25 protein-coding genes are annotated in these 25958 nt (G+C 67.9%); 5 read left to right on the forward strand and 20 right to left on the reverse strand.

Translation table 11 applies throughout. From position 1 onward, the window contains the following. Positions 1–8: 8 nt before the first annotated feature. Both V6D91_RS01850 and V6D91_RS01855 read right to left on the reverse strand, forming a co-directional pair. The gene (locus V6D91_RS01850) at positions 9–1424 is read right to left on the reverse strand and encodes a saccharopine dehydrogenase C-terminal domain-containing protein (RefSeq protein WP_347317478.1); all 1416 of its coding nucleotides are present in this window, start codon (positions 1422–1424) and stop codon (positions 9–11) included. A gap of 28 nt (positions 1425–1452) precedes the next feature. Beyond that, a complete protein-coding gene (locus tag V6D91_RS01855; RefSeq protein WP_347317479.1) occupies positions 1453–2229 on the reverse strand; it encodes an inositol monophosphatase family protein in 777 nt (258 codons plus the stop codon). Between the two features lie 60 nt (positions 2230–2289). On the opposite strand from V6D91_RS01855, the gene V6D91_RS01860 reads away from it, so the two are divergent. Further along, on the forward strand, positions 2290–2499 hold the full coding sequence (locus tag V6D91_RS01860) for an acetyltransferase (protein WP_347317480.1): 210 nt from the start codon (positions 2290–2292) through the stop codon (positions 2497–2499). Positions 2500–2685: 186 nt separating this feature from the next. Here V6D91_RS01860 and V6D91_RS01865 read toward each other — a convergent pair whose 3' ends face one another. The 11 genes from V6D91_RS01865 to fabD all read right to left on the reverse strand — a co-directional run bounded on the left by V6D91_RS01865 (position 2686) and on the right by fabD (position 12098). Further along, positions 2686–3462 (reverse strand): TatD family hydrolase, encoded by a 777-nt coding sequence (locus tag V6D91_RS01865; protein ID WP_347318091.1) that lies wholly within the window; start codon positions 3460–3462, stop codon positions 2686–2688. Positions 3463–3483: 21 nt separating this feature from the next. Beyond that, positions 3484–3825 (reverse strand): PilZ domain-containing protein, encoded by a 342-nt coding sequence (locus V6D91_RS01870; RefSeq protein ID WP_347317481.1) that lies wholly within the window; start codon positions 3823–3825, stop codon positions 3484–3486. After that, positions 3822–4808, reverse strand: coding sequence for a DNA polymerase III subunit delta' (locus tag V6D91_RS01875; protein WP_347317482.1), 987 nt, complete (start codon positions 4806–4808; stop codon positions 3822–3824). The genes V6D91_RS01870 and V6D91_RS01875 overlap by 4 nt, the downstream gene beginning before the upstream one ends. Then, the gene (gene tmk, locus V6D91_RS01880) at positions 4805–5437 is read right to left on the reverse strand and encodes a dTMP kinase (RefSeq protein WP_347317483.1); all 633 of its coding nucleotides are present in this window, start codon (positions 5435–5437) and stop codon (positions 4805–4807) included. The genes V6D91_RS01875 and tmk overlap by 4 nt, the downstream gene beginning before the upstream one ends. Beyond that, positions 5434–6456 (reverse strand): endolytic transglycosylase MltG, encoded by a 1023-nt coding sequence (gene mltG / locus V6D91_RS01885; RefSeq protein WP_347317484.1) that lies wholly within the window; start codon positions 6454–6456, stop codon positions 5434–5436. Before mltG ends, tmk begins: the two co-directional genes overlap by 4 nt. Further along, positions 6453–7247 carry an aminodeoxychorismate lyase gene (gene pabC / locus V6D91_RS01890; RefSeq protein ID WP_347317485.1) on the reverse strand — a complete coding sequence of 265 codons (795 nt, stop codon included), beginning with the start codon at positions 7245–7247 and terminating at the stop codon, positions 6453–6455. The genes mltG and pabC overlap by 4 nt, the downstream gene beginning before the upstream one ends. Before the next feature lie 2 nt (positions 7248–7249). Next, positions 7250–8599 carry an aminodeoxychorismate synthase component I gene (locus V6D91_RS01895; RefSeq protein WP_347318093.1) on the reverse strand — a complete coding sequence of 450 codons (1350 nt, stop codon included), beginning with the start codon at positions 8597–8599 and terminating at the stop codon, positions 7250–7252. Between the two features lie 44 nt (positions 8600–8643). Then, positions 8644–9882 carry a beta-ketoacyl-ACP synthase II gene (fabF, locus tag V6D91_RS01900; RefSeq protein WP_347317486.1) on the reverse strand — a complete coding sequence of 413 codons (1239 nt, stop codon included), beginning with the start codon at positions 9880–9882 and terminating at the stop codon, positions 8644–8646. A gap of 176 nt (positions 9883–10058) precedes the next feature. Beyond that, the gene (acpP, locus tag V6D91_RS01905) at positions 10059–10295 is read right to left on the reverse strand and encodes an acyl carrier protein (protein ID WP_347317487.1); all 237 of its coding nucleotides are present in this window, start codon (positions 10293–10295) and stop codon (positions 10059–10061) included. Positions 10296–10404: 109 nt separating this feature from the next. Then, positions 10405–11148 (reverse strand): 3-oxoacyl-ACP reductase FabG, encoded by a 744-nt coding sequence (gene fabG / locus V6D91_RS01910; RefSeq protein WP_347317488.1) that lies wholly within the window; start codon positions 11146–11148, stop codon positions 10405–10407. Next, the gene (fabD, locus tag V6D91_RS01915) at positions 11148–12098 is read right to left on the reverse strand and encodes an ACP S-malonyltransferase (RefSeq protein ID WP_347317489.1); all 951 of its coding nucleotides are present in this window, start codon (positions 12096–12098) and stop codon (positions 11148–11150) included. Before fabD ends, fabG begins: the two co-directional genes overlap by 1 nt. Positions 12099–12599: 501 nt before the next feature. Between fabD and infA the strand changes: the two genes are divergently transcribed. Next, entirely contained in the window at positions 12600–12818 is a 219-nt protein-coding gene (infA, locus tag V6D91_RS01920) for a translation initiation factor IF-1 (protein WP_347317490.1), read from the forward strand. Between the two features lie 62 nt (positions 12819–12880). Here the strand turns inward: infA and clpA are convergent, their stop codons facing one another. The 5 genes from clpA to rluC form a co-directional block, all read right to left on the reverse strand. Continuing rightward, positions 12881–15130 (reverse strand): ATP-dependent Clp protease ATP-binding subunit ClpA, encoded by a 2250-nt coding sequence (clpA, locus tag V6D91_RS01925; RefSeq protein WP_347317491.1) that lies wholly within the window; start codon positions 15128–15130, stop codon positions 12881–12883. 76 nt (positions 15131–15206) lie between these two features. Further along, the gene (gene clpS, locus V6D91_RS01930; protein WP_347317492.1) at positions 15207–15533 is read right to left on the reverse strand and encodes an ATP-dependent Clp protease adapter ClpS; all 327 of its coding nucleotides are present in this window, start codon (positions 15531–15533) and stop codon (positions 15207–15209) included. A 3-nt stretch (positions 15534–15536) separates the two neighbouring features. Next, the gene (gene sppA, locus V6D91_RS01935; protein ID WP_347317493.1) at positions 15537–16505 is read right to left on the reverse strand and encodes a signal peptide peptidase SppA; all 969 of its coding nucleotides are present in this window, start codon (positions 16503–16505) and stop codon (positions 15537–15539) included. Next, on the reverse strand, positions 16502–17182 hold the full coding sequence (locus V6D91_RS01940) for an HAD-IA family hydrolase (protein WP_347317494.1): 681 nt from the start codon (positions 17180–17182) through the stop codon (positions 16502–16504). Before V6D91_RS01940 ends, sppA begins: the two co-directional genes overlap by 4 nt. Next, positions 17179–18168, reverse strand: coding sequence for a 23S rRNA pseudouridine(955/2504/2580) synthase RluC (rluC, locus tag V6D91_RS01945; protein WP_347317495.1), 990 nt, complete (start codon positions 18166–18168; stop codon positions 17179–17181). The genes V6D91_RS01940 and rluC overlap by 4 nt, the downstream gene beginning before the upstream one ends. 635 nt (positions 18169–18803) lie before the next feature. On the opposite strand from rluC, the gene V6D91_RS01950 reads away from it, so the two are divergent. Continuing rightward, positions 18804–21464, forward strand: a complete 2661-nt coding sequence (locus tag V6D91_RS01950; protein ID WP_347317496.1) for an Rne/Rng family ribonuclease — start codon at positions 18804–18806, stop codon at positions 21462–21464. A 329-nt stretch (positions 21465–21793) separates the two neighbouring features. Here the strand turns inward: V6D91_RS01950 and V6D91_RS01955 are convergent, their stop codons facing one another. Together V6D91_RS01955 and polX are read right to left on the reverse strand one after the other, a co-directional pair. After that, positions 21794–22285, reverse strand: coding sequence for a low molecular weight protein-tyrosine-phosphatase (locus tag V6D91_RS01955; protein WP_347317497.1), 492 nt, complete (start codon positions 22283–22285; stop codon positions 21794–21796). A 68-nt stretch (positions 22286–22353) separates the two neighbouring features. Beyond that, positions 22354–24039 (reverse strand): DNA polymerase/3'-5' exonuclease PolX, encoded by a 1686-nt coding sequence (gene polX / locus V6D91_RS01960; RefSeq protein WP_347317498.1) that lies wholly within the window; start codon positions 24037–24039, stop codon positions 22354–22356. A gap of 145 nt (positions 24040–24184) precedes the next feature. Between polX and hrcA the strand changes: the two genes are divergently transcribed. Then, positions 24185–25240 carry a heat-inducible transcriptional repressor HrcA gene (gene hrcA, locus V6D91_RS01965; RefSeq protein WP_347317499.1) on the forward strand — a complete coding sequence of 352 codons (1056 nt, stop codon included), beginning with the start codon at positions 24185–24187 and terminating at the stop codon, positions 25238–25240. A 51-nt stretch (positions 25241–25291) separates the two neighbouring features. Then, positions 25292–25816 (forward strand): nucleotide exchange factor GrpE, encoded by a 525-nt coding sequence (grpE, locus tag V6D91_RS01970; RefSeq protein ID WP_347317500.1) that lies wholly within the window; start codon positions 25292–25294, stop codon positions 25814–25816. Positions 25817–25958 lie beyond the last annotated feature (142 nt).

Genomic DNA, 25958 nt, shown 5'->3' on the forward strand with positions numbered 1-25958 from the left:
CCATGCCCTCAGCACACCCGGACGTTGCCGAACTGCCAGGGGTCCTCGTAATCCACGTCCTCCGGGAACAGCCGGCCGCGGCCCTGGAGCGGCGTCCAGTCGCCGTACACCCCCGCCATCTCGCCAAGGTACGGCTCCGCGGCGGCGAGCACCTCCTCATGATCGAGATCATCCGGCTCCACCACCCCGCGGCGGGGGTGATGGAGCGCCCACACCAACCCGCCCAACACCCCGGCCGCGGTCTGCAGGGTGGTGGCGTTATTGCAGGGCGCGAGCGCGCGAGCCTCGGCCAGCGTCAGGCGCGAGCCGTACCAGTAGGCCGTGCGCGCATGACCGAGCAGCAGCACGCCGAGTTCGTCGAGCCCGTCGATAAGCTCATCCATCAGCAAGCAGGTCCGATCCTGGGCCTGCCAGTTGCGCCCGGCCAACTCGTGCAGGGAGAGCACGGCATCGTCGCAAGGGTGGTAGGCGTAGTGGACGGTCGGCCGGTAGACCACCTGCCCGCCCTCGCGCAGGGTCAGGGCATCGGCGATGGAGATGGATTCCGCATGGGTGATGAGGAAGCCGTGGTAGGGCCCGGCGAGCGGTGCCCAGCTGCGCACCCGCGTCGCGGCGCCCGGGCGACGCAGCCAGATGGCCGCCCCGGAACCGTTCTCGTGCTGGACGCCATCGGGCGGGAGTTGCCGCTCGTGCGTACCCCAACCCAGTTCGGCGGGCTGACAGGACTCGCCGATGAAGGCCTCGGCCGACCAGGTATTGACGAACTCCCCCGGCCGCTTGGGCCGGGAGGCGACCTGGGTGTCGCGCTCGGCGATGTGGATCACGCGCACGCCGAGCGCGCACGCCAGACGTGCCCAATCCTCCCGTTCGCGCGGAGGGGGAGCCTCATATCCGGTGTCCCGGGCAAGGTGCAGGAGGGCACGCTTGACGAAGTGCGAGACGAGCCCTGGGTTGACGCCGTGATTGATCACGGCCGTCGGCGCGGACGATCCCTGCCGCCGCAAGGACAGGGCGGCCTCCCGATAGGCATAGTTGGAGCGCTGCTCGGGCGGGGTGGCTGGGTCCTCGTGGGTCCCCTCCCAGGGCTCGATGCAGGCATCGAGATAACCCACGCCGTGCCGCTGGCACCAGTCCAGCACGGCGAGGCTCGAGACGCCGTAGGAGAGGTTGAGCAGGAAGTCGCCCGGCCTCAGGTGGAGGGCAAGCAGGGACTCAAGATTGGCCGGGGTGAGAGTCTCGGCGTGGAAGGCGATACCATGGGCCGCAGCCACCGCCCTCCCCCGCCGTCCCCGGCTGAGGATGGTGATCCGGGAGGGATCGACTTCGACGTGACGCAGGATCAGGGGCAGCACGCCCTGGCCAATGCTGCCGAAGCCGAGCATCACGAGGCGGCCATCCAGCCGGGCGAGTTTGGCGTGCTGCATGCTTACCTCCCCCGCCCCCTGCGGCACCTCAGCCGAACAGCATTCCCCGGGCCTGAGCATAGACCTCGCGACTGCAGGCGGCCAGCACACTACGGGTCTCGAGGGTCAGCGGCTGGCCGTCGAGGTCGGTGAACACCCCGCCCGCCTCGCGCACGATCACCGAGAGCGCAGCGATGTCGAGGATGTTGACGTCCGACTCGATCACAAGGTCAATGCGCCCCGAGGCCAAGAGGTGGTAGTGGAGGAAGTCGCCGTAGCCGCGGGTGCGGTTCACCACCTGGCAGATGCGACCAAACCCCGCCCACTGCGGCGAGCCGGCCAGGGTCTTGATATTGCCGGCGGAGAGCGCCGCCTGCTCCAGCGCCTCGATCCCGCTGACCCGGATCGGCTGGCCGTTGAGGAAGGCCCCGCCGCCCTGCTCGGCCCAGGCCATCTGCCCGCCATCGAACACCGGCGCGTTGGAGACGCCGAGGATCAGCTCATCGCCCTTCATCAGTGCGATCTGGGTGGAGAACATCGGGTACTGGCGCACGAAGGCCTTGGTGCCGTCGATCGGGTCGACCAGCCAGGTGTACTCGGCCGAGGGGTTGGTCTTGCCGGTTTCCTCACCGTAGAAGCCGTGGTCCGGGAAGGCGGCCTGGATCACCGCCTTGATCGCCTGCTCGGTCTCCACGTCGGCCACGGTCACGGGGGTGAGATCCTCCTTGATCTGCACCTGGATGTTCTTCTCGTAATAGTGACGGATCACCGCCTCACCGGCCTTGGCGGCCTCGATGGCGGTTTTCAGGAAGGCGCTCTGTTGCATGTCTGCCCTGCTATATTCAGTGTGAAGAAAGAGTCTTTACCCGCACGTGAGGAGCACGTCATGTATCTCAAAGACCACGCCAGCGGCGACGCCGTCGAGATCCTCGATCTGACCGCCCTGATCAACCCCAGCCATGCCACGGTGCGGGGCCGGTTCCACTCCGGCGAGGAGTTGCAGGACGCCCAAGAGTTCAAGAAGAGCAACCTCAGCTTCCCGTCTGGCGAGGCGCTGCCACGCTGCTGGCTGGACCCGCACTGGCGCGGGGTGTGAGCCTGCGCTCTCCATCGTGGCAACACGCCGCTCCCACGGGGCAACCAGGTAGGAGGCCCGCCCCCGGGCCGATGAGTCATCCGCGTGTTCATCGCGGCGAGGGCGCCGCTCCTACACCGGCTCAATGCGCCTGTGGGAACCGCGTGCCGCGGCGATTCCATCCAGCCTGACCCGACCGTCCTGAGTTCAGCCCTCGAGCCCGAATAGACGGCGGGCGTTGGCATAGGTCCGCGCCGCCGTCTCCTCCAGCGTCCAGCCCCGCAAGCCCGCCAGGGTTTCCGCCACGTGGCGCACGTACTGCGGCACGTTCGGCTTGCCGCGGTGCGGCACCGGGGCAAGGTAGGGCGCGTCGGTCTCGATTAGGAGCCGATCCTCCGGCACCTGTTTCGCCACCTCGCGTAAGGCGTCCGCGCTCTTGTAGGTGAGCACGCCGGAGAACGAGATGTAGAAACCGATGTCCAGGGCACGCTTGGCGGTTGCCCAGTCCTCGACAAAACAGTGCATCACCCCACCCACCTCGCGGGCACCGCTCTCCTCCAGCACGCGCAGGGTGTCCTCGCGCGCCTCGCGGGTGTGGATGATGAGCGGCTTGCCAAGCGCGCGGGCCGCCTCGATGTGGGTGCGGAAGCGCTCATGCTGCCAGGGGGCACCGGGTTCGGTGCGGTAGTAATCGAGCCCGGTCTCGCCGATCGCCACCACGCGCGGATCCTGGCCCAGCTCCACCAGCCGCTCGAGCGTCGGCGAACAGTCAGGCTCCTCGTTCGGATGCACGCCCACACTGACCACGACCTCGGGGTAAGGCTCGACCAGCTCCCGCATCGCGGGATAGCGTTCAAGGTCGATGCCCACACACACCATCAGGCCGAGCCCCTGGGCACGGGCATCGGTCATGAAGCGCGCGAACTCGCCCCCCCAGGGCGCGAGGTCGATGCGGTCGAGGTGGCAATGGGAATCGGCAAGCAGCATGGGCAGGAAGGGATACGGTCAGAGGGTGTAGGTCGGCTGGTCGCTCTTGAGCAGGCCGGCGAGGTAGTTCTCGATCTTGGCGCGGGTCTGCCCCTGGTCGGCCTCGAGGAACTGCACCCCGACGCCAGCCGGGCGGTTGCCCTGCGCCCCCGGCGGGGTGACCCAGACCACCTTGGCCGCGACCCGGATGCGCTCGGGGTCGTTCATCAGGGTCAGCACCAGGAAGATCTCCTGCCCCATGCGCAACTGGTTCTGCCCCGGCAGGAACAGCCCGCCATTCTTGAGGAACGGCATGAACGAGGCGTACAGGGTCGCCTTGTCCGGGATGTTGTGGTGGACGATACCGGATGCAAAGTTCACGATCGACCTCCCAGTCGGTCAAAACGCAGCAAAAGATCCTCCAGCAGGAGGTCCCGGTTGAGCGGGTGGTTCACCAGCCCCGCGAGTTCGAGCAGGTGATCATACAGGCCAAACAGCCCGCGCGCATCGACACGCCGGGCCACCGGCGGCAGGAGGTCGGCCAGGTCGCGGTTGACCACCTCCCGCACGCCCGTTTGCAGGCGGAGCAGGTCGGCCACCAGCAGGATGGACCAGTGCACAAGCTCCGGCAGCGCGGCCTTGTCGGTCGCCGCCGCCAGGGCGAGCGGATTGCCCCCCGCGCGCAACAGATGAAGCAGGGATTCGAGCCAGCGGGTGCGGCTCGCCAGCCGCTCGGGGGCGGCGAGGCCGAGCGCGGCCAGCGGGCGCCCCTCGACCAGATCGAGCAAGAGCCCAGGGTCTTCGCCCGCCACCTGGGGCTGGCATGCCAGCCAGGCGGCCGCCGCCTCCCGCTCCGGCACGCCGACGGTCCAGCGCTGGCAACGGCTGCGTACTGTGATCGGCAGGCGGGAGGGCAGCGCGGTCACGAGGATGATCAACGTGCCGGCCGGCGGCTCTTCCAACGTCTTGAGCAGGCTGTTGGCGGCCGCGAGGTTCATCGCCTCCGCGGGCTCCAGGATGCCGACCTTGCCATGGCTGAACTGGCTGGTGAGCTGGAGGGCGGCGCAGAAATCACGTACCGCATCCACCTTGATCGGCTTGCCCGGCTCCTCCGGCGCAAGCGGGGTGAAGTCCGGGTGGGCCCCGGCGAGGAAGGGCCGGCAGGAGGCGCACTGATCACAGGGCTGCCCACCCGGCCCCGGCGTATGGCACAGCACCGCCTGCGCCAGACGCCGGGCCAGCCGTCCCTTGCCCACCCCTTCCGGCCCCGCCAGCAGCAGGGCATGCGGCAGGCGGGCCTCCCCGGCGAGGGCCGCCAGCTGTTCGAACAGGGGCACAAGCCAGGGATACAGGGCGTGACTCATGCAAGCTCCGTCAACAGGGGCTGGAGGGCACGCTGCATGGCGGCCTGAACCTCATCGAGCGGCAGGCTCGCGTCGATCACGGCAAAGCGCGCCGGGGCCGCCTCGGCCTGGGCCAGAAAGGCGGCACGCACGCGCTCGAAGAACGGCCGTCCCTCGCGCTCGATGCGATCCTCCGGCTCACCCCGGCTGCGCATGCGGGCGAGCCCCACCTCCACCGGGGTGTCGAGCAGCAAGGTCAGGTCCGGACGCAGCTCGTCCTGCACGAAGCGTTCCAGCCAGGCAATCGCCTCCCATGGCAGCCCCCGCCCGCCGCCCTGGTAGGCGTAGGAGGAGCTGGTAAAGCGGTCCGAGATCACCCACACGCCCGCCTCCAAGGCCGGACGGATGACCTGGGCCACGTGCTGGGCACGGGCGGCGAACATCAGCAGAAGCTCGGCCTTCGCCTCCATCCCGGCGAAGGATGGGTCGAGCAGCAGGCCGCGCACCGCCTCGCCCAGCGGGGTACCGCCGGGCTCGCGGGTGCGCAGCACGGCCAGGCCGCGCCCTTCCAGCAGGCGCTGCAGGGCATCGAGGTTGCTCGACTTGCCGGCACCCTCGCCGCCCTCGAGCACGATGAAACGACCCTTCACTCACGACCTCCAGAGATCAGACGCTGGACCGCCCGGTTGTGCGCGTCCAGGGTTTCGGAAAAGCTGTGCCCGCCCGTGCCATCGGCGACGAAGTACAGCGCCCGCGTCGGCGCCGGATGCAGCGCGGCGTGCAGGGCCTCGCGCGATGGCAGGGCGATGGGGGTCGGCGGGAGCCCGGCGCGGGTGTAGGTGTTCCACGGGGTGTCGGCGGCAAGATCCCGCCGGCGCAGGTTGCCATCGAACGCCGGCCCCAGGCCATAGATCACGGTCGGGTCGGTCTGCAGGCGCATGCCCTTGCGCAGCCGGTTGACGAACACCCCGGCAATCAGCGGGCGCTCCTCGGCCTTGCCGGTTTCTTTCTCGATGATGGAGGCGAGGATGAGGGCCTCCTCGGGCGAGTGCAGCGGAAGTTCAGGATCGCGCCCCGCCCACAGGGCATCGAGCTCGCGCCGCAGGGACTCGTGTGCCATGCGCAAAAGCTCGATATCGCTCGTCCCGCGTGGGAAGGCATAGGTCTCGGGCAGGAAGGCCCCCTCGGCCGGCTTGCCGGGCTGACCGAGCGCGGCCATCAGCGCCGCAGGCCGCAGGGCGAAGCCTTCCTGCCGTACGGCGGGATGCTGGGCCAGCACGTCGCGCGCCTGCTCGAGGGTCATGCCCGGCACGAAGGTGATCCGGTGCAGCACAACCTTGCCCTCGGCCAGCATGCGCACCAACCCCGCAGGCGTCTGGCCCGGTTCCACCTGATACTCGCCCGCGCGCAGGCGCGCTGCGGTGCCACTCAGGCGGGCAAGCCAGCGCAGGCGTGTGGCCTCCGACGCGCTCAGTCCGAGCTCGCCCTGAAGCTCACGGACCACCCCGGACAGGGCGGTGCCGCGCTCGATGTCGAAGCAGACCGGCGCGGTCAGGGGCAGCGGTGTGCGGGCAAAGTTCAAGAGCCTGTCCGCGAAAGCGAAGACCCCGCCCAGCCCGGCCAAGGTCATGACCAACAGCAGGGTCGGCAGCACGGCAAGCCGGTTCATGACGCCCCCCACAGCCCGGCCTGCAGCGCGCGGGTCACGGGGCCCACCGCCCAGGCGCGCCGACCGAGCAGGCCGATGACAGGACGGATGCCGTGCAGGCTGTTGGTCAGGAACACCTCCTCCGCGGCCAAAAGGTCATCGAGCACCAGGCGGGTCTCCTGCACCGTGAGCCCCAGCGCGGCGGCACGCTGCATGACATGCGCGCGCATCACCCCGGCGACGCCACACTGGTCGAGCAGGGGGGTTTGCAGCCGGCCCTCGCGCACGAGAAAGACATTGCTCGCCACCCCCTCGACCAGCAGGCCCTCGCGATCGAACATCAGCCCCTCGGCAATGGCCGGATCGCGCCACTCGGCGCGCGCCAGCACCTGTTCCAGGCGGTTGAGGTGCTTGAGGCCCGCCAGCACGGGCTGGCGTGCGAGGCGCAGGTCGCACAGGCGCACGGTCACGCCCGCCTGCCCCTCCGGCACAACGGGAGGGTGACGCTGGAGGATCAGGCTGGGGCTTGGCTCCTCCGGCGGCAGGTAGCCGCGCCCGCCGCTGCCGCGGGTGAGGATCAGCTTGAGCACGCCCTCGCCCATGTCGGCAGCGGCCGTGGCGAGGGCCGCGGCGAGCCCCTCGGCATCGGCCAGGGGGATGGCCAGCCGCGCCGCGCCCCGCGCCAGGCGGGCAAGATGCAAGTCCATGAGGCGCACCCTGCCCTCCTGTACCGCCATGGTCTCAAACAGGCCATCGCCGTAATGCAGGCCGCGATCGGTCAGCGGCAGGCTGTCGTCCACCACGACCAGCATCCTCAGGCCTCCATGAGCCCCAGGGCACGCAGCAGGCCACGCGCCTTGGCGCGCGTCTCGGCAAGCTCCGCCTCAGGCTCGGAATCGGCGACGATCCCCGCCCCGGCACGCAGGGTGAACCCCTGGCCGTCGAGATGCAGGGTGCGGATGAGGATATTGGTGTCCAGCGAGCCGTCGCGGTTGAGGTAACCGAGCGAGCCGGTGTAGGGCCCGCGCGCGCAGCCCTCGAGTTCAGCGAGGATCTGCATGCAGCGCACCTTGGGGCAACCGGTGATGGTGCCGCCGGGGAACAAAGCCGCCAGCAACTGCCCCGGCGTGACCTCCGGCCGCAGCTCGCCGCGTACGTTGGAGACGATGTGGTGTACGTGGCGGTAGGTTTCGATGACCATGCATTCGTCCACCTGCACGCTGCCGGGGCGACTCACCCGGCCCAGGTCGTTGCGCTCCAGATCGAGCAGCATGATGTGCTCGGCGCGCTCCTTCGGGTGGACGATCAGCTCGGCCTTGAGCGCCGCATCCTCGTGCTCATCCGCACCGCGGCGACGGGTGCCGGCGATGGGACGGGTCTGCACCACCCCGTGGCGCGCACACACCAGCCGCTCCGGCGAGCTGGAGACGATCGCCTGGTCATCGATGCGGGAGAGCGCGGCAAACGGCCCGGGATTGTTATGCACCAGGCGCTGGAACAGGTCCGCGGCCTCCACCGGCTTGGCAAAGCGCCCGCGCCAGGCGCGCGAGAGGTTGGCCTGAAAGATATCGCCCGCGAGGATGTACTCGCGGATGCGCCGCACCCCATCGAGGAAGGCCTGCGGCGCGTCCTCCTCCAGGGTCAAGGCGGACAGGGAGGCCGGCGGAGGGGCCGGCTGCAGCGCGGCGCAGTCCTCCATGAAACGCGGCCAAAGCCGCGCCTCGTCGCCCTCCTCCACCCACCAGCTCGCACCCTCGAGGTGGTCGTGAATCACCGCCGCCGGGCAGCGCTCGGCCAAGGCCACCGGCAGGCCATGCGGCTTTGCCGCGAGCGGTACGCTTGGCTCCAGCCAGTGCGCCAGCTCATAGCCCAGGTAGATGAACCAGCCCCCCTGGAAGGGCAGCGGACTTTCGGACTCAGGGATGCGCTCCTCCTGCCACCAGGCATCGAGGGCATCGAGAAAACCACCCGCGACGGGCTGGCCGTCCCGCGAGCAGCGCACCCCATCGAACACCAGGCGCGAGCGCGGATGGGCGAGCAGGATGTCGTAGCGACCCTGCTCCGTGCCATGGGCTGAGCTTGCGAGCAGGTGGGGGTAGCGCGCAGGATGGGCGCGGTGCAAGGCCAAGAGGTCGACGGGCGCACTAAGACGCCGCACCGTCAGCCCTGCTGCACCGTTGAGCGCATCCACCACGGACGACCCGTCCGTCAGATACGACGGAACACCAGCGTACCGTTGGTGCCGCCGAAGCCGAAGGAGTTGGACAGGGCACAGTCGATGCGCATGTCACGCGCGGTGTGCGGGACGTAATCCAGGTCGCAGCCCTCGCCCGGCGTGTCGAGATTGATGGTCGGCGGCGCCACCTGGTCGCGCAGGGCCAGCACGCTGAACACGGCCTCCACCCCGCCGGCGGCCCCCAAGAGGTGGCCGGTCATGGACTTGGTGGAACTGATGGCGAGCTTGCCCGCATGCGTGCCGAAGGCTGCCTTGACCGCATCCGTCTCGGCGCGATCCCCAGCCGGGGTGGAGGTGCCGTGGGCATTGATGTATTGCACCTCCTCGGGGTTGAGGCGCGCATCGCGCAGGGCCGCCTCCATGCAGCGGCGGGCCCCATCCCCACCTTCGGCCGGCAGGGTCATGTGGTAGGCGTCCGAGCTCATGCCAAAGCCCGCCAGCTCGGCATAGATGCGCGCCCCGCGGGCCTTGGCCCGCTCATACGACTCCAGCACCAGAATGCCGGCCCCCTCGCCCAGCACAAAGCCGTCCCGGTCCGCATCCCACGGCCGGCTGGCGGCCTCGGGGGCGTCGTTGCGGGTGGAGAGGGCGCGCGCGGCGGCAAAGCCGCCAATGCCAAGTTCGCAGGTGGCCATCTCCGCCCCACCCGCGACCATCACGTCGGCATCGCCGTAGGCAATCATGCGCGCGGCCTCGCCGATGTTGTGGGTGGCCGAGGTGCAGGCGGTGACGATGGCGATGTTGGGGCCCTTGAAGCCGTAGCGGATGGAGAGGTTGCCCGCCACCATGTTGACGATGCAGGCCGGGACGAAGAACGGTGAGATCTTGCGTGGACCGCCGTCGTTGAAGGCGTCGCGCGTGCGCTCGATCCCCGGCAGGCCGCCGATGCCCGAGCCGATGGCCACGCCGATCCGGTCCGCATCCGGCTCATCGGCCGTCAAGCCGGCGTCCTCGATGGCCTGAATCGCCGCCGCCATGCCGTAGTGGATGAACGGGTCCATCTTCTTGACATCCTTGGCCGGCAGCCAGTCCTCGGCCTGGAAGCCTTTGACCTCGGCGGCAATGCGCACCGAAAGCGCGGAAGGGTCGAAATGGGTGATCGGCCCCACCCCACTCTTGCCCGCGAGGATGGTGCCCCAGGCCTCCTCCACCGTATTGCCCACCGGTGAAATGATGCCGAGGCCCGTGACAACGACGCGACGCCTACTCACCTGCGAAAACCCCTGTAACCGACGACCAAGCACGTTTTCCATGGAATCGGACCGGGATAAAACCGGACCGCACAGACAAAGGCCCCGATATCGCAGAGGAACATCAGGGCCCCGGAATAGAAACGCCGCGCCAGGGCACGATCCCGGTCGCGGCGCATGCAGCAGCGCGAATACGCTTAGGCCTGGTGGGCCTTGATGTAGTCAACCGCCTGCTGAACGGTGGTGATCTTCTCGGCCTCTTCGTCCGGAATCTCACACTCGAACTCTTCCTCGAGGGCCATGACCAGCTCGACGGTGTCGAGAGAGTCGGCACCCAGATCGTCGACGAAGGAGGCGTCGGTGGTGACGTCCTCTTCCTTCACGCCAAGCTGTTCAACCACGATCTTCTTGACGCGATCTTCAATGCTACTCATCAGATAACCTCATATGAGATGGGGAATTCGGCCAAAGGCTCGGCCGGATTGTAGTGAAAAGGCTGGAACCATTCCAGCCTTTCCGTTGTCACCTCGCGACGCCCGCGCCTTACGCCATGTACATGCCGCCGTTGACGTGCAGGGTTTCACCGGTGATGTAGCCCGCCAGGGGCGAGGCCAGGAAGGCCACCGCGTGCGCGATCTCATCGGCCTGCCCAAGGCGCGCCATCGGGATCTGGCCGAGCAGGGCCTGCTTGTGCTCCTCGGCCAGGCCGCGGGTCATGTCGGTGTCGATGAAGCCCGGCGCCACCACATTGACCGTGATGCCGCGGCTGCCCACCTCGCGCGCCAGCGACTTGGAGAAGCCCATGATCCCCGCCTTGGCGGCGGCATAGTTGGTCTGCCCGGCATTGCCCATCGCCCCGACCACCGAGGCGATGCTGATGATGCGGCCGCGGCGCGCCTTCATCATGCCCCGCAGCACGGCCTTGGACAGGCGGTACACCGAGGTGAGGTTGGTCTGGATGATGGCGTCCCAATCCTCGTCCTTCATCCGCATCAGCAGGGTATCGCGGGTGATGCCGGCATTATTGACCAGGATAGTCGGTGCACCGAACTGCTCCTCGATAGCCTTGAGCACGGCATCGACGCTCGCCTGATCGGTGACATCAAGCACAAGGCCGCTGCCCTTGCAGCCCTTCGCCTCGAGCTTGGCGGCGATGGCCGCGGCTCCGGACTCGGAGGTGGCGGTACCGATCACGGTCGCGCCGCGCGCAGCGAGGGTGTGCAGGATGGCCTCGCCGATCCCGCGCGAGGCGCCGGTGACGAGGGCAATTTCGTTGGCAAGCTCCATCAGACAAGCTCCTTGGTCGCAGTCATGGCGGCCTCGAGCGTGGCAGCATCGAGGACCGGGTAGGCGGAAAGATCGCGCTCGATGCGCTTGGTGAGCCCGGCGAGCACCTTGCCCGGGCCGAATTCGACCAGGGCCTTGGCGCCGCGCGCCTGCATCGCGCGCACGGAGTCGACCCACAGCACCGGGCTGTGCAGCTGGCGGACGAGGGCGGCACGCAGGGCGGCGGGATCGGCGTGCTCGGCGGCATCGACGTTGTGCAGGACGGGGATCGTGGGGCTGCGGATCTCGACCGACTCCAGCACACGGGCCATCTTCTCGGCCGCCTCGCGCATCAGCGAGGAGTGCGAGGGCACGCTCACCGGCAGCGGCACGACGCGCTTGGCGCCCCGCTCGGCAAGCAGCGCAGAGGCACGGGCGACGGCCGCGGCGCTGCCTGCGATCACCACCTGCCCCGGGCTATTGAAGTTGACCGCCTCGGCCACCTCCACGCCCTGGCTCGCCTCCGCGCAGACCGTGCGCACCACGTCATCCTCCAGCCCCAGCACGGCGGCCATGGCCCCCTGCCCTTCGGGCACCGCCGCCTGCATCAGCCGGCCGCGCTCGGCCACCAGACGCACGCCATCGGCAAAATCAATGCTCCCCGCGCAGACCAGGGCGGTGTACTCGCCCAGGCTATGCCCCGCCATGCACAGCGGCAGCGGGCCGCCCGCGGCCTGCCAGGCGCGCCAGGCGGCCACCCCCGCGGCCAGCATGGCCGGCTGGGTGATCTCGGTACGGTTCAGCTGGGCCTCCGGCCCTTCACGGACGATGCTCCACAGGTCATAGCCCAGGGCAGCGGAGGCCTCCTGGAAGGTTTGCGCAATGACAGGCTGGCTCTCGGCCCAGCTGCTCAGCATGCCGACGGACTGCGAGCCCTGACCCGGAAAGACGGCGGCAAAGGATGCACGCATGGAACGTTATCTCTCGGATGGTCGAAAAAAATAACGCGCATGCTAGCACAGCCCGTCGGTGGGCCGCCGCCCTCAGGGCCATCGCGACAGTCTGGAGTGCTCGCACAAGGCGAAATCCAGCGTGCAAGGAGGCCATCCTTGCTTTGTTTGGCTGTAGGAGGCCCGCCCCCCCAGCTGTGTCAAAACTCTTTGACACAGCCTGGGAATGCGAGCCATGGATGGCTCGCGCGAGAAGCAATCACGTTAAGTGATTGATTCTCGGAGCCCGTCGCGGGCGTGTACCGCGACGAGGCGAGTTTCAAAAGGGCAGGACAGCCCTTTTGAAACATCCTGCCCCGGGCCGATCACTCATGCAGGACTATCCTGTCGTGGCGAGGGCGCCACTCCTACGCGAGTATCCCACCCCATAAATCGGCTCATGCGATTGCCCTGCCGCCGCCCTTGCGGCCAGGCGGGCCATCCCGGATAATCCGCGTTTTCCTGTCAACCACTGATGATTTAATGTCGAAAGAAGACTACATCGAGATGCAGGGCACGGTGCTCGACACCCTTCCCAACACCATGTTCCGTGTCCAGCTGGACAACGGTCATATCGTGACCTGCCATATCTCCGGCCGCATGCGCAAGAACTACATCCGCATCCTCACCGGCGACCGCGTCACCGTCCAGCTGACGCCCTACGACCTGACCAAGGGTCGCATCTCCTTCCGCTCCAAGTAATTCGCGCCCACCAGGCCCTAGGACTACACGCCCCCGGCGATACCTGCCGGGGGCGTGGTGCATTACGCCTCGGCGGATTCCTGCTGACGCGCCTGGGCGGTGATGCAAAGCCCCAGGCCATCGGCGCTGCATTCCACCCGCGCCTCGCCCCCCTCGACCAGCTGACCGAACAGCAGCTCCTCGGCCAGCGGACGTTTGATCTGCTCCTGGATCAGCCGCGCCATGGGCCGTGCGCCCATCTGTGCATCGTAGCCCTTGTCGGCCAGCCAGCGGCGGGCGGCCTCGCTCACCACCAGGTGCACGCCTTTTTCTTCGAGCTGGTGCTCGAGTTCCAAGAGCAGCTTGTCCACCACCTGGGCGATGTCGCGCTCGGAGAGCGGGTTGAACAGGATGATGGCGTCCAGCCGGTTGCGGAACTCGGGGCTGAAGCTGCGCTTGATGACCTCCATTGCATCGCCGCTGTGATCCTGGCGGGTGAAGCCGACCGAGGCGCGCGCGGACTCCTGCGCGCCGGCGTTGCTAGTCATGATCAGGATCACGTGGCGGAAATCGACCTCGCGGCCATTCGCGTCGGTCAGCTTGCCGCGATCCATCACCTGCAACAGCACGTTGAACAGGTCGGGATGCGCCTTCTCGATCTCATCCAAGAGCAGCACAGCATGCGGCTGTTTGTGCACCGCCTCGGTCAACAGGCCGCCGCTCTCGTGGCCGACGTAGCCCGGCGGGGCGCCGATCAGGCGCGAGACCGCGTGCCGTTCCATGTACTCGGACATGTCGAAGCGCAACAGGCCGATGCCCAGCAGGCGGGCGAGCTGACGGGCCACCTCGGTCTTACCCACCCCGGTCGGGCCGGCAAACAGGAAACTGCCGATCGGCTTGTCCGCCGAGCGCAGACCGGAGCGGGCCAGCTTGATCGCGGTGACCAGCTGGTCGACCGCCGCATCTTGACCGTAGACCACCATGCGCAGGTTGCGGTCGAGGTTGCGCAACACGTCGCGATCGGTGCTGGAGACCTGCTGGGCCGGGATGCGCGCCATGCGCGCAACGATCTCCTCGATCTCGTCCTGGTCGATCACCGCGCCCTGCCGCCCGGCCAGACGCGCCCGCGCGCCCGCCTCGTCGATCACATCGATGGCCTTGTCCGGCAGGTGGCGGTCGTTGATGTGACGCTCGGACAGGTGCACCGCCGCCTCCAGCGCCGCATCGGTGTAGCTGACCCGATGGTGGGCCTCGAACCCGGCGCGCAGGCCCTTGAGGATGGCCAGGGTCTCCTCGCTCGAGGGTTCCGGGACGTCGATCTTCTGGAAGCGGCGAGTCAGGGCGGCGTCCTTCTCGAAGATCTGGCGGAACTCCTGGTGGGTGGTCGAGCCGATGCAGCGTAAGCCCTTGGCCAGCGCCGGCTTGATCAGGTTGGAGGCGTCCATCGCCCCGCCCGAGGCCGAACCTGCGCCGATGATGGTGTGGATCTCGTCGATGAACAGGATCGCGTCGGGCTTGCGCGCAAGCTCGGCCAATACGCCCTTGAGGCGTTTCTCGAAGTCGCCGCGATACTTGCTACCGGCAACCAAGGAGCCGAGGTCGAGGCTGTAGATGGTGCTGTTCGCCAGCGCCTCGGGAGCCTCGCCCTGCACGATCATACGCGCCAATCCCTCGACGATGGCGGTCTTGCCGACCCCGGCCTCGCCCACCAGCAGGGGGTTGTTCTTGCGCCGGCGACACAGCACCTGGGCCACGCGCTCGAGCTCCGCCGCACGGCCGATGAGCGGGTCGATGCGCCCCTCACGCGCAAGCTGGTTCAGGTTGACCGCGTACTGCTCGAGCCCTGAACTCGATTCGCGCGCCGGGCCCTCGCCCTCCTCCGCCTCCGCGGCGCGACTTTCCTCGCGCTCGCCCCCATGGGCAATGTACTGGGTCACGTCGAGACGCGACACCCCTTGGCGCTTGAGCAGGTACACCGCGTGCGAATCCTGCTCGGCAAACAGGGCCACCAGTACGTTGGCGCCGCTGACCAGCTGCTTGCCCGAGGCCTGCACCTGCACCACCGCGCGCTGCAGCACGCGCTGGAAGCTCAGGGTGGCCTGTGCCTCCCCCTCCTCCCCCGGCGGCAGGCGCGGCATGGTCTCATCGAGAAAACGCTCCAGTTCACGCGCAAGCTGCTCCAGATTGGCACCGCAGCCCAAGAGCACCGGGCGTGCCTCGGCATCCTCGATCAGCATGCGCAGCAGCACCTCGAGGGTGACGTACTCGTAACGCCGCTCCCGCGCCAGGCGGAAGGCCTGGCTCAGGGTCTCTTCAAGCGGTTTGCTCAGCATGATCTCGTGCCTCTCGCAGCCATAAGCCGTGCACCCTCGCCTCCGAGGACTGCACGGAAACCCGGCATCCTTACCCTCACTCCCCGACCGGCTCCGCCACACACAGGAGGGGATGGTCGTTGTCGCGCGCAAGCTCCAGCACCAGCGACACCTTGGTCTCGGCCACCTCGCGGGTGTACACCCCGCACACCCCGCGTCCCTTCTGGTGCACGTCCAGCATCACCTGCACCGCGCGCGCATGGGGCATACGGAAGACCCGCTCGAGGACGGCGACGACGAACTCCATCGGGGTGAAATCGTCGTTCAGCAGCACCACCTGGTACATGGGCGGCGGCTTGACGGCCTCCTCCACCTCCTCCGGCAGCAGGCCAATGTCCTCAGCGGGGGCCAGGCGCGAACCCATGCCTCACCCCCACAGCCCGGCTTGCGCGCGCATCAGCGCCAGCGAGATGGAGACCCCGAGACGGTCGATGAGCTGCTCGAACACCCCGCCTTTCGGCGTCACGTCCACCACCTTCTCGGCCTTGATGACCTCGCGCGCGACCTGATCGACGCTGGCGAGGCCATCCACCAGCCCGAGCCCCACGGCCTGCTCCCCTGTCCATACGAGACCGGAAAACAGCTCGGGAGTTTCCTTCAGGCGCTCGCCCCGTCCCTTGCGCACCACCTCGATGAACTGCGCGTGCACCTCGCCAAGCAGGCGTTCCATGTGCGCCTTCTCTGCCGGGTCCACCGGCTTGAACGGACTCATCAGCGCCTTGTGCTCCCCTGCGGTCAGCTCACGGTGCTCGATGCCGAGCTTCTTCATCGCCTCGACCACGCCGAAACCGTCCATGCGCACCCCGATGGAGCCGACGATGCTCGCCTTGTCGGCGTAGATCGCATCGGCCGCCGCGGCCACGTAGTAGCCGCCCGAGGCGCCGATGTCGGCGATCACGGCATATAGCGGCTTGTCCGGATGCTTGGCGCGCAAACGGCGGATCTCATCATAGATATAGCCCGACTGGACCGGACTGCCACCCGGGCTGTTGATACGCAGCACCACCCCTTGGGCGTGCTTGTTCTCGAAGGCCTTGCGCAAGCCCTTGATGATGGTCTCCGCACCAGCGGGCGAGCCCTCCATGATCGGCCCCTCGAGGGTGACCAGGGCGGTGTGCGGTTGGGTGGCCAGGTGCTCCTCGGCGGGCCCCTCGCGGAACATCATCACCAACAGAAAAAACAGGTAGCCAAAGCCGAGCAGCTTGAAGAAGATACCCCAGCGCCGCGCCCGGCGCTGTTCGGTTAGATTGGCCTCGGCCAGGCGGACGATGAGGTCACGCTGCCAGGCGGGGTCGTCCAGGGCCCCGGTCGACGTTTTGCTCGCTGAGTCGTTCATGCGCTCGAATCCATACAAGGGTTGATCGTCTCAAGCCAGCCTTGCAGGCCGGCCAGATCTGCAAAGATGGCCAGCGGCGCACAGGGTTCGAGCTGCTCGCGGCCATGGGCACCATGGGCCAGGCCCACCGCAGGCACGCGGGCCTGACGCGCCATCTCGAGGTCGAACCAGGTGTCGCCGACCATGAGCGTGTGCTCGGGCCCCGCCCCGGCCTCGAACATCAGCTCGCGCAGCATCAGCGGGTCGGGCTTGGAGGCCGTCTCCTCCGCGCAGCGGGTGGCGAAGAAGTAGCGGCCGAACCCGGTTTCCGCCAACACCTTGTCCAGGCCACGCCGGCTCTTGCCGGTCGCCACCGCCAGCCAGAAACCGCGCCCGGCGAGCTCCGCGAGCAGTTCCTCGGCCCCCGGGTAGGGGCGGATCGGGGTCGGGTCCAGGGCGAGGTAATACTGGCTGTAAGCCCGCGCAAGGCGCTGACGCGCCTCGGCATCCGCCTCCGGGTAGAGCATCGCAACCGCCTCTGGCAGGCCGAGGCCGATGATCGCGCGGATGGCGCCGTCGTCGAGCAGCGGCAGGCCGACCTCTCGCATCGCATTCTGAAAGCTGCTGACGATACGATCGGTGGAGTCCATCAGGGTTCCGTCCCAGTCGAACACCACGAGCTTGAGGTCGCGAATCATGCACGCCCCTCCCCGGCCGCCCCCGCACGCAGCCGCTCGAGCACGACCGTGAGGTCGGCCGGCAGCGGCGCACTGACGCGCAAGGTGCACTCGGTGATGGGGTGCAGAAACTCCAGCTGTTCGGCATGGAGGAAGATGCGGGCAAGCCCCAAACCTTTCATCTGCCTGTTGAAAACCTCGTCACCGTATTTGTCGTCCCCCGCCAGCGGGTGGCCCATGTGCTGGGCGTGGACGCGGATCTGATGGGTGCGCCCGGTCTCGATCGTCACCCGCACCAGGGTGGCGAGGCGATCGAAACGCTCGATCGGCTCGAACACGCTGACCGCAGATTTTCCACGTTCATCGACCCGCACCACGCGCTCGCCGCCCATCAGCTCGTTCTTGAGCAGGGGCGCTTCGATGCGCCGCGCCCCCCCGCGCCACACCCCCTGCAGCAGGGCGAGATAGGCCTTGCGCGAGGTCTTTTCCACCAACTGGCGCTGCACGCCGAGCAGGGCCTCACGCTGCTTGGCCAGCACCAGGCAACCGCTGGTGTCGCGGTCCAGACGGTGCGCCAGCTCCAACCCCGGCAGGTGCGACCACGCCGCCCGCGCCAGCTCGATCAGGCCGTAGGGCACGCCGCTGCCGCCATGGACCGCAAGCCCCGGGGGCTTGTTCAGGATCAAGAGGTGCTCATCCTCGTACAACACGGCGTCGCGCATGGCCTGCACCCGCTGCGGCGGCAGGGCCGGGGCCTCGCGCTCGGCCAGGCGCAGCGGCGGGATGCGCACCACATCCCCCGCTACAATGCGCTGCATGGGCTTGGCCCGCCCCTTGTTCACCCGCACCTCGCCAGTGCGCAACATGCGGTAGATCCGGCTCTTGGGCACCCCCTTGAGCTGGGCGAGGAGGAAGTTGTCGAGCCGTTGCCCGGCCTCGTGCTCGCCCACGGTCACCAGGCGGGCCGCAGTCGAGGGGGATTCGGTGTTCGCGATCTTGGTATTCATAAGCGGCATGATACCCCATGCCCCGCCCCTGAGCGGGGTGCAGGGCAAATTGCCGGCCTGTAACGATATTGCTATATTCCGATCGATCGTACGCATGGGCGTGCGACCTGAACGACATCGATATTTCCTCTCCCGGCAGCACGCCGGACGCGGGTAGAAACGACCCAAGGCTAAGCCAGAATCGGACTGTGCAGGTCCACAAGCAGCGCTTGCTGACCTTCCTGCCGGTCCGTTTCGAACCTTAGAGCGCTGTCGTTTCGCCCGCGCGGCAAGGCTGCAGGGAGACGGCCCCAACCTGGGCCGTAACCGCTCAAGGCGGAGGGTCAACGAACGACTCATGATCATTCTTGGACGCCTTGCCCTGGCCTGCCTGATCGCTCCCTTCCTTGCAAGGGGCGTTTCCAGCGCACGGCAGCTGTTCGGGCGCCTGCTCTGCCAGGCGCCCGAGCCAGCGGCTTCCTGCCCCCAGCCTCCCCGCCCCTCCAGCCTCTGCAGTCACCGCTCATCCTTGATCGGCCTGCTGCGCGCGTATCTGAAGGCGACCACCGATCGCTCGGCTCGCACTGTTCGTTCAGGGGGCGATGGGTGGCGGGTCCCGGCCTTGGCGTCCAGTTACCCTTGCCGAGAATTCCTGCATGAAACGCATGCTCATCAATGCCACCCACCCAGAGGAACTGCGCGTTGCCCTGGTGGATGGACAAAAGCTCTACGACATCGACATCGAGACCCCTTCCCGGGAACAGAAGAAGTCCAACATCTACAAGGCGACCATCACCCGCATCGAACCGAGCCTTGAGGCCGTCTTCGTCAATTACGGGGCTGAGCGCCACGGCTTTTTGCCGTTCAAGGAAATCGCCCGCAGCTACTTCAAGCCCGAGGCCGTCGATGAGAAGGGGCGCCCGATCATCAAGGAAGCCCTGTCCGTCGGGCAGGAGCTGATCGTCCAGATCGACAAGGAGGAGCGCGGCCAGAAGGGGGCGGCGCTCACCACCTTCATCAGCCTGGCCGGCCGCTACCTGGTGCTCATGCCCAACAACCCGCGCGCCGGCGGCGTGTCACGCCGCATCGAGGGCGAGGACCGTGCCGAGCTCAAGGAGGCCATGGCCGCTCTCAATGTGCCGGAAGGGATGGGCATGATCATCCGCACCGCCGGCGTGGGCCGCACCCCGGAGGAGCTGCAGTGGGATCTCGACTACCTGCTCAATGTCTGGCGCGCAATCGAGGAGGCCGCCGCCGAGCGCTCCGCCCCGGTGCTGATCTACCAGGAAAGCAACCTTTTGATCCGCGCCCTGCGCGACCATCTGCGCGATGACATCGGCGAGATCCTGATCGACCACGAGCCGACCTACCAGCAGGCCATGGACTTCGTGCAGCAGGTCATGCCGCAGAACATCAAGCGCCTGAAGCTGTACCAGGAGCGCGTGCCGCTGTTCACCCGCTTCCAGATCGAGAGCCAGATCGAATCCGCCTACCAGCGCACCGTCACCCTGCCCTCCGGCGGCGAACTGGTGTTCGACCAGTGCGAGGCCCTGACCGCAGTGGACATCAACTCCGCACGGGCCACCAAGGGCGAGGACATCGAACAGACCGCGCTGAACACCAACCTGGAGGCGGCCGAGGAGATCGCCCGCCAGGTGCGGCTGCGCGACCTCGGCGGCCTGATCGTCATCGACTTCATCGACATGGCGCCGTCCAAACACCAGCGCGAGGTGGAGAACCGCCTGCGCGACGCACTGAAGATGGACCGCGCCCGCGTCCAGCTCGGCCGCATCTCCCGCTTCGGCCTGTTGGAGATGTCGCGTCAGCGCCTGCGCCCCTCGCTGGAGGAATCCACCCAGCACGTCTGCCCGCGCTGTCACGGCCAGGGCACCATCCGCAGCACCGAATCGCTCGCACTGTCCATCCTGCGTCTGATCCAGGAAGAGGCCCTCAAGGAGAATACCGGCCGCATCGTCGCCCAGCTGCCGGTCGCGGTGGCGACCTACCTGCTGAACGAGAAACGCGAGGTCATCGGCCGCCTCGAGCAGGAATACCGTCTTGAGATCATCCTGATCCCGAACCCCAACCTCGAGACCCCGAACTACCGCCTCGAGCGCGTCCGTCGGGCCGACATGGAGGCCCAGGGTGCCCGTGCGCACGAACTGGTCGAGGCACGCCAGGAAATCGCCTGGGAGGCCCCCCGTCCCGCCGCCATGCGTGAGGCGCCAAGCCAGCCTGCGGTAAGAATGGTGGCCCCGCCGACCCCGGCCCCCGTGCCAGCCCCCGCCCCTGCGCCCACCGAGGCGGCGGCCCCGGCCAAGCCCCCGAGGCCACCCCGCACCCAAGCCGAAAGGCCGCGGCCTGAGTCTGCCGCCGGCGAGGCCCAGCCCGCGCCCGAGGGCGGTTTCCTCAAGCGCATCTGGGGCTTCCTGTTCGGCGCACAGACCCCGGCCCCGACCGAACGGCTCGCCATGCCGACTGCACCAGCCCCGCGCGAGGAGCGCGAGGAGAAGGCCGCGCCGGAGCCCCGCGAACCGCGCGAGCGCGGCGCCCGCAAACGTGGGCGCGGCGAGGCAGGGGAACGCCCGGCCCAGCCGAAGCCTGCGATTGCTCCCGTCCCCCGGGGGAGCGTTCCCCCGCGCGAGACGCGCCCCGAACGCCAGCGCCCGCGTCGCGAGGAATTCGAAGCCGGCCCTGAGCGCCTGCGTGAGGACGAAGGCCTGATCGCCCAGCAGCTCGCCGCCCCGCTGGCCGCGCCGATGCAGCCGGTCATCGACATCGCGGCCAAGACCAGCATCGCCGAGCAGCTGCCCCCGAACGCGGCCGTACGCCTGGAATCCAGCGACCGTGTGGTCAGCGGCGAGGCCGGAGTCACGCCGGAGGCCCCGGCCCCTCACGTCGAGGCTGCCCCGCTTCTGGTCACCGAGCCCATCGCCCCCGCAATCGCGGCCGCACCCGCCGAGACCGAGCAACCCGCCGCCACGCGGGAGGGCGAGCGCGAGGCGTCCCTCGCCAAGGCGGAAGCCATCGCCAGCGTCTCGGCCGAGGCGGAGCTCGATGCTGAAAAGCCTGCTCCGAGCCCGGCCGAGGAGACCACCGAGGAAGAGACTGAGGCCGAGCCCGGCGAGGTCCGCGCCCGCCGCCCACGCCGCCGCCGGACCCGCCGTCCGCGCGTCGAGGGTGAGGCCGACAGCGAATCCGCAGGCGACACGGCCCCCCCTGCCGAAGGCGAAAAATCCGCCGCGACCGAAAGCAAAACCGAGGCCAGCGAAGCTGGCACCGCACCGCAGGGCGGACAAGAACCCCCGCGCGGCTGAGCGGAAGGCTGGTGTCCGCCCCCAAGCCGGGCGCCATCGGCCCTCATCAAGGGGCGGGGATCATTCAGGCCGTTTCAAAACCCATTGAACCAGCCTGAAGGGGCGAGCCAAGGATGACTCGCGCGAGAATCAATCACGAAAAGTGATTGATTCTCGGAGCCCGTCGCGGGCGTGTACCGCGACGCTCTCGAAGGCCGAACCCCGCAGGGGCTTCCGGCATGGATGCCGGAAGGACGTGAGAGGAGGACCAGGCGAGTCTCAAAAGGGCAGGACAGCCCTTTTGAAACAGTCAGATCATTCCCCGCCTTTTTTGTGCGTGCCCTGCCCGGTCAGTACCAGCCGCGCTCCCTGCGGATGGTCTCGAGCAAACCCTCGGCGGCCGCCTCGACCATGTCCAGCACCTGCTCGAACCCCGCGGGCCCGCCGTAATAGGGATCGGGCACTTCACGAGCGCCGTACCCGGGTGCGAACTCCATGAACAGCCCCACGCGGGATGAACTCTCGGCCGGCATCAGCCGCTCGAGGATGGCCAGGTTGTCTTCATCCATCGCCAGCACATAGTCGAAGCGGGAGAAGTCCGGCACCTCGACCTTGCGCGCACGCAGGGCCGACAGGTCATAGCCTCGCCGCTGCGCGGCCTGCATGGTGCGCGGGTCAGGCGGATTGCCAATGTGGTAAGCATGCGTCCCGGCCGAGTCGATGCGGATACGGTTGATCAGGCCGGCCTCGGTCACCTTGCGCGTGAACACGCCTTCGGCCGTCGGCGAACGGCAGATATTGCCCATGCAGACGAACAGCACGGACACCTCATGTCGATTCATGTGCAATCTCCCCTCTCTCGGATCGTTTCTCCGCCCATTGTTGCCCGACACGGGACCGGCCACCAGCCTCAGGCCCTGCGCAGGCCCCGAAGCAAAGCGTCGAGCGCCAGGGTGTTGACCACATCGCCAGCCTCGATCCAGCCCCGCCGCGCCTGGAAAACGCCGTGCCGCACAAGATCCAACTCGGCTGCGGAACGCGCGTCGCTGGCAATGCACAGCCGGGCACCCAGGTCACGCGCCATGCGGCCATGATGGTCGTCGAGATCGAGGCGCTCAGGACGGGCATCGACCTCCAGCACCACCCCGTGCGTGGCGGCGGCCCGCAGCACCTGCTCCATGTCCAACGCCATGGAGGGCCGGCCGGGCAGGAGGCGTCCCGTGGGATGGGCGAGGAGGGTACAGTGCGGGTGCTGCATGGCGCGCAGGATGCGCCGGGTCTGCTGCGCGGACGGGAGGTCGAATCCATCGTTGACGGCACACACGCACAGGTCGAGCCGGGCCAGGATGTCGTCGGGCAGCGCGAGCGTTCCATCCTCAAGGATGTCCACCTCCACCCCCTTGAGCAGGCGAATGCCCTCCAGCCGGGCGTTGATCCGGTCGATCGCCTCGATCTGTTCCAGGAGCCGGCCGGCATCCAGCCCATGGTCGGTGATGGCGAGGTAATCGTACCCCCGCGCCCTGGCCGCGCGCGCCATCGCCTCCAGCCCATCGCGCCCCTCGCCCCAGTCACTGTGCGCATGCAGGTCACCCCGCAGGTCGGAGGGCTCAACGAGGACCGGCAGGCGGTGCTCCCTCGCCGCCTGGATCTCACCGCGATCCTCCCGCAACTCGGGCGGAATGAAAGGCAAGCCCACCGCAGCGAACACCTCCTCCTCGGTCCGTCCGCCCACGCGCTGCCCGTCGCGGAACACGCCGTATTCGTTGATCTTCAGCCCCCGCTTCACGGCCAGGGTGCGCACGGCGATGTTATGCGCCCGGGAACCGGTGAAGTAATGCAGCGCCGCACCGAAGCTCGCCGCGGGCACGACGCGCACATCCACCTGCAGTCCCGAACGAAGGCGCAGGCTGGCTCGCGTGCCCCCGCGCTCCAGAATCGCGTCAACCTCGGCATGGCCGCCGAGGCGCTGCATGATGGGGCTGCCACGCTGGACGACAACCAAGATATCGAGATCCCCCACGGTCTCCAGATGCCGGCGGAAGCTGCCCGCCACCACGGCCGACCTCACCCCATCGATGGCGCGGATGAAGCCGAGCAGACCCTCCGCCACCGGCTCGGCATCCGCCCAACGCCGCCTCTCCGCTGGACGGAGCGCGGCCAGTTCGGCGAGGATGGTGACCGTCATCTTCGGACCGAAGCCATGCAGGGCCTGCAGCCGCCCCGCCTCGGCGGCCGCGCGCAGCTTGTCCAGGCTGTCGATGCCAAGCTCGTGATACAGCGCATGCACGCGCTTCGGCCCCAGCCCGCGCACATGCAGCAGGTCGGCGAGATGCTCGGGCAGCTCGCACTTCAGACGATCCAACGCGGCGAGGCGGCCGGAGGCGACAAACTCGCCGATCTTCGCCGCAAGATCGTCTCCGATGCCCGGCAGCGCGGTCAGGTCCTCCCCTGCCGCAAGCATCTCGTCCACGCTCCTGGGCAAGGTCCGCAGCAGCCGCGCGGCGTTACGGTAGGCACGCACGCGGAAGGGATTGGCCGCCTCGATCTCGAGTAGATCAGCCATCTCGTCGAAGCGGTCGGCGATTTCCGCATTCATCTCCGGCATCCTCGGCCTCCATGTGCCAGGGCATCACCCACTTTGATATAGCATCTCCGCCCCCCAGCTCGCCCGCCTTGACACCCCTCTCCCCCGCAGGGCAATCTTTGGCACTCTCACTCCACGAGTGCCAAACCTCCGCGCAATGAGCCTACCGCCCCTCAACGAACGCGCCCAGCAGTTGCTGAAGGCCCTCATCGAGCGCTACATCAGCGAAGGCGTACCCGTGGGCTCGCGCACCCTCTCGCAGGCTACCCCTTTTTCCCTCAGCCCGGCCACCATCCGCAACGTGATGGCCGACCTGGAAATGATGGGGCTGATCCATGCGCCGCACACCTCCGCCGGGCGGGTGCCGACCATCCAGGGTTACCGCCTGTTCATCAACCAGCTGCTGACCATGCGCAACCTGGACGAGGCCCAGGTCGACTTCCTCAGTGGCGAACTGCGCCAGGCCAGCAGTTCGCGCCAGCAGTTGATCGAAACCGCCTCACAGCTGCTCTCCCACCTGACCCGCTATGCCGGCCTGGTCACCCTGCCCCGCCGCGAGCATGCGCGCCTGACCCAGATCGAATTCGTCCCGCTCTCCGGCCGGCGGGTCCTGGCGATCCTGGTGATGGACGACGGTGAGGTCCAGAACCGCGTCTTACCGGTCAGCCGCGACTATTCAAGCAGTGAGCTGCGCAAGTACAGCGCCCTGCTCTCCGAGCAGCTGGCGGGCCAGGAGGCCGCCCGGGTGCGCGAGGCCCTGCTGGCCGAGATGGACAAGGTACGCAGCGACCTCAACACCCTCATGCTGGAGGCGATCCAGCTCACCGAACAGGCACTCGATGCCGCCACCCCCGAACCCGACCTCGTCATCAGTGGCCAATCCAACCTGGTCGGGCTGGAGGACATGGGCAATCTTGCGCGCATGAAACGCCTGTTCGAAGCCTTCGAGACCAAGCGCGACATCCTCCACCTGCTCGATCAGTCTGAGCGTGCCGAGGGCGTGCAGATCTTTATCGGTGGCGAATCGGGCTATGATCCCTTCGAGGGCTGTAGCCTGATCACCGCGCCCTACCGCGAACAGGGCCGGGTGGTGGGCTACCTTGGCGTCATCGGCCCCACCCGCATGCCCTATGATCGGGTGATCCCCCTGGTGGACATCACCGCCCGCCTGCTGGGCGCGGCCATGAGTCCCGGTCTTGAAACCGAAGGCTGAAGCCCAAGATTTGTTTTCCACAATCCAACCATCCGCATCAGGAGACAGCGCGTGAGTCAGGACACCCAACCCACCCCGGAATCCCCCGAAGTGGAGCAAGCCACCGAACTGCTGCCGGACGACTCCATCCACGCCCTGCTGGAAGACGCGCGCAGCAAGGCCGACGAGCACTGGAACGAGGTGCTGCGCCTGCGCGCCGAGATGGACAACCTGCGCAAGCGCACCGAACGCGACATCGACAACGCGCGCAAATATGCCTTGGAGAAATTCGTCGAATCCCTGCTCGGTGTGGCCGACAGCCTGGATCTCGGCCTCAAGGCCTGCCAGGAGGCCACCGACATCGCCCCCCTGCAGCAGGGCACCGAGATGATGCACAGCCAGTTCTTCCAGACCCTGGAGCGCTTCGGCGTCAAGCCGATCGACCCGCTGGGCGAGCCCTTCAATCCGGACCTGCACCAGGCCATTGCCATGCAGCCGGCCGAGGGCGAATCCAACCGCGTCATCCAGGTGCTTCAGAAGGGCTACCAGCTGAACGAGCGCGTGCTGCGTCCGGCACTGGTGATCGTTTCCCAGTGACACGGCCTTGAAACGGCACTAAGTGCCCCCACCATCAAGCCAACCGAACAACCCGTAGGAGCGGCGCCCCGCCGCGATCAACCATTTCAAATCGCGGCTGGGGCGCCGCCCTCAGCAAAATCAACGAATTCTGTTAAGGAGC

It is taken from the genome of Thiofaba sp. EF100 (assembly GCF_039822285.1).
GTDB lineage: Bacteria > Pseudomonadota > Gammaproteobacteria > Halothiobacillales > Halothiobacillaceae > Thiofaba.

What these genes read in the sequence shown, in the direction of transcription:
- V6D91_RS01850 (WP_347317478.1), bottom strand. Translation starts at nt 1,424, where the DNA reads ATGCAGCACGCCAAACTCGCCCGGCTGGATGGCCGCCTCGTGATGCTC.
- V6D91_RS01855 (WP_347317479.1), bottom strand. Translation starts at nt 2,229, where the DNA reads ATGCAACAGAGCGCCTTCCTGAAAACCGCCATCGAGGCCGCCAAGGCC.
- V6D91_RS01860 (WP_347317480.1), top strand. Translation starts at nt 2,290, where the DNA reads ATGTATCTCAAAGACCACGCCAGCGGCGACGCCGTCGAGATCCTCGAT.
- V6D91_RS01875 (WP_347317482.1), bottom strand. Translation starts at nt 4,808, where the DNA reads ATGAGTCACGCCCTGTATCCCTGGCTTGTGCCCCTGTTCGAACAGCTG.
- mltG (WP_347317484.1), bottom strand. Translation starts at nt 6,456, where the DNA reads ATGAACCGGCTTGCCGTGCTGCCGACCCTGCTGTTGGTCATGACCTTG.
- pabC (WP_347317485.1), bottom strand. Translation starts at nt 7,247, where the DNA reads ATGCTGGTCGTGGTGGACGACAGCCTGCCGCTGACCGATCGCGGCCTG.
- acpP (WP_347317487.1), bottom strand. Translation starts at nt 10,295, where the DNA reads ATGAGTAGCATTGAAGATCGCGTCAAGAAGATCGTGGTTGAACAGCTT.
- fabG (WP_347317488.1), bottom strand. Translation starts at nt 11,148, where the DNA reads ATGGAGCTTGCCAACGAAATTGCCCTCGTCACCGGCGCCTCGCGCGGG.
- fabD (WP_347317489.1), bottom strand. Translation starts at nt 12,098, where the DNA reads ATGCGTGCATCCTTTGCCGCCGTCTTTCCGGGTCAGGGCTCGCAGTCC.
- infA (WP_347317490.1), top strand. Translation starts at nt 12,600, where the DNA reads ATGTCGAAAGAAGACTACATCGAGATGCAGGGCACGGTGCTCGACACC.
- clpA (WP_347317491.1), bottom strand. Translation starts at nt 15,130, where the DNA reads ATGCTGAGCAAACCGCTTGAAGAGACCCTGAGCCAGGCCTTCCGCCTG.
- clpS (WP_347317492.1), bottom strand. Translation starts at nt 15,533, where the DNA reads ATGGGTTCGCGCCTGGCCCCCGCTGAGGACATTGGCCTGCTGCCGGAG.
- sppA (WP_347317493.1), bottom strand. Translation starts at nt 16,505, where the DNA reads ATGAACGACTCAGCGAGCAAAACGTCGACCGGGGCCCTGGACGACCCC.
- V6D91_RS01940 (WP_347317494.1), bottom strand. Translation starts at nt 17,182, where the DNA reads ATGATTCGCGACCTCAAGCTCGTGGTGTTCGACTGGGACGGAACCCTG.
- rluC (WP_347317495.1), bottom strand. Translation starts at nt 18,168, where the DNA reads ATGAATACCAAGATCGCGAACACCGAATCCCCCTCGACTGCGGCCCGC.
- V6D91_RS01950 (WP_347317496.1), top strand. Translation starts at nt 18,804, where the DNA reads ATGAAACGCATGCTCATCAATGCCACCCACCCAGAGGAACTGCGCGTT.
- V6D91_RS01955 (WP_347317497.1), bottom strand. Translation starts at nt 22,285, where the DNA reads ATGAATCGACATGAGGTGTCCGTGCTGTTCGTCTGCATGGGCAATATC.
- polX (WP_347317498.1), bottom strand. Translation starts at nt 24,039, where the DNA reads ATGAATGCGGAAATCGCCGACCGCTTCGACGAGATGGCTGATCTACTC.
- hrcA (WP_347317499.1), top strand. Translation starts at nt 24,185, where the DNA reads ATGAGCCTACCGCCCCTCAACGAACGCGCCCAGCAGTTGCTGAAGGCC.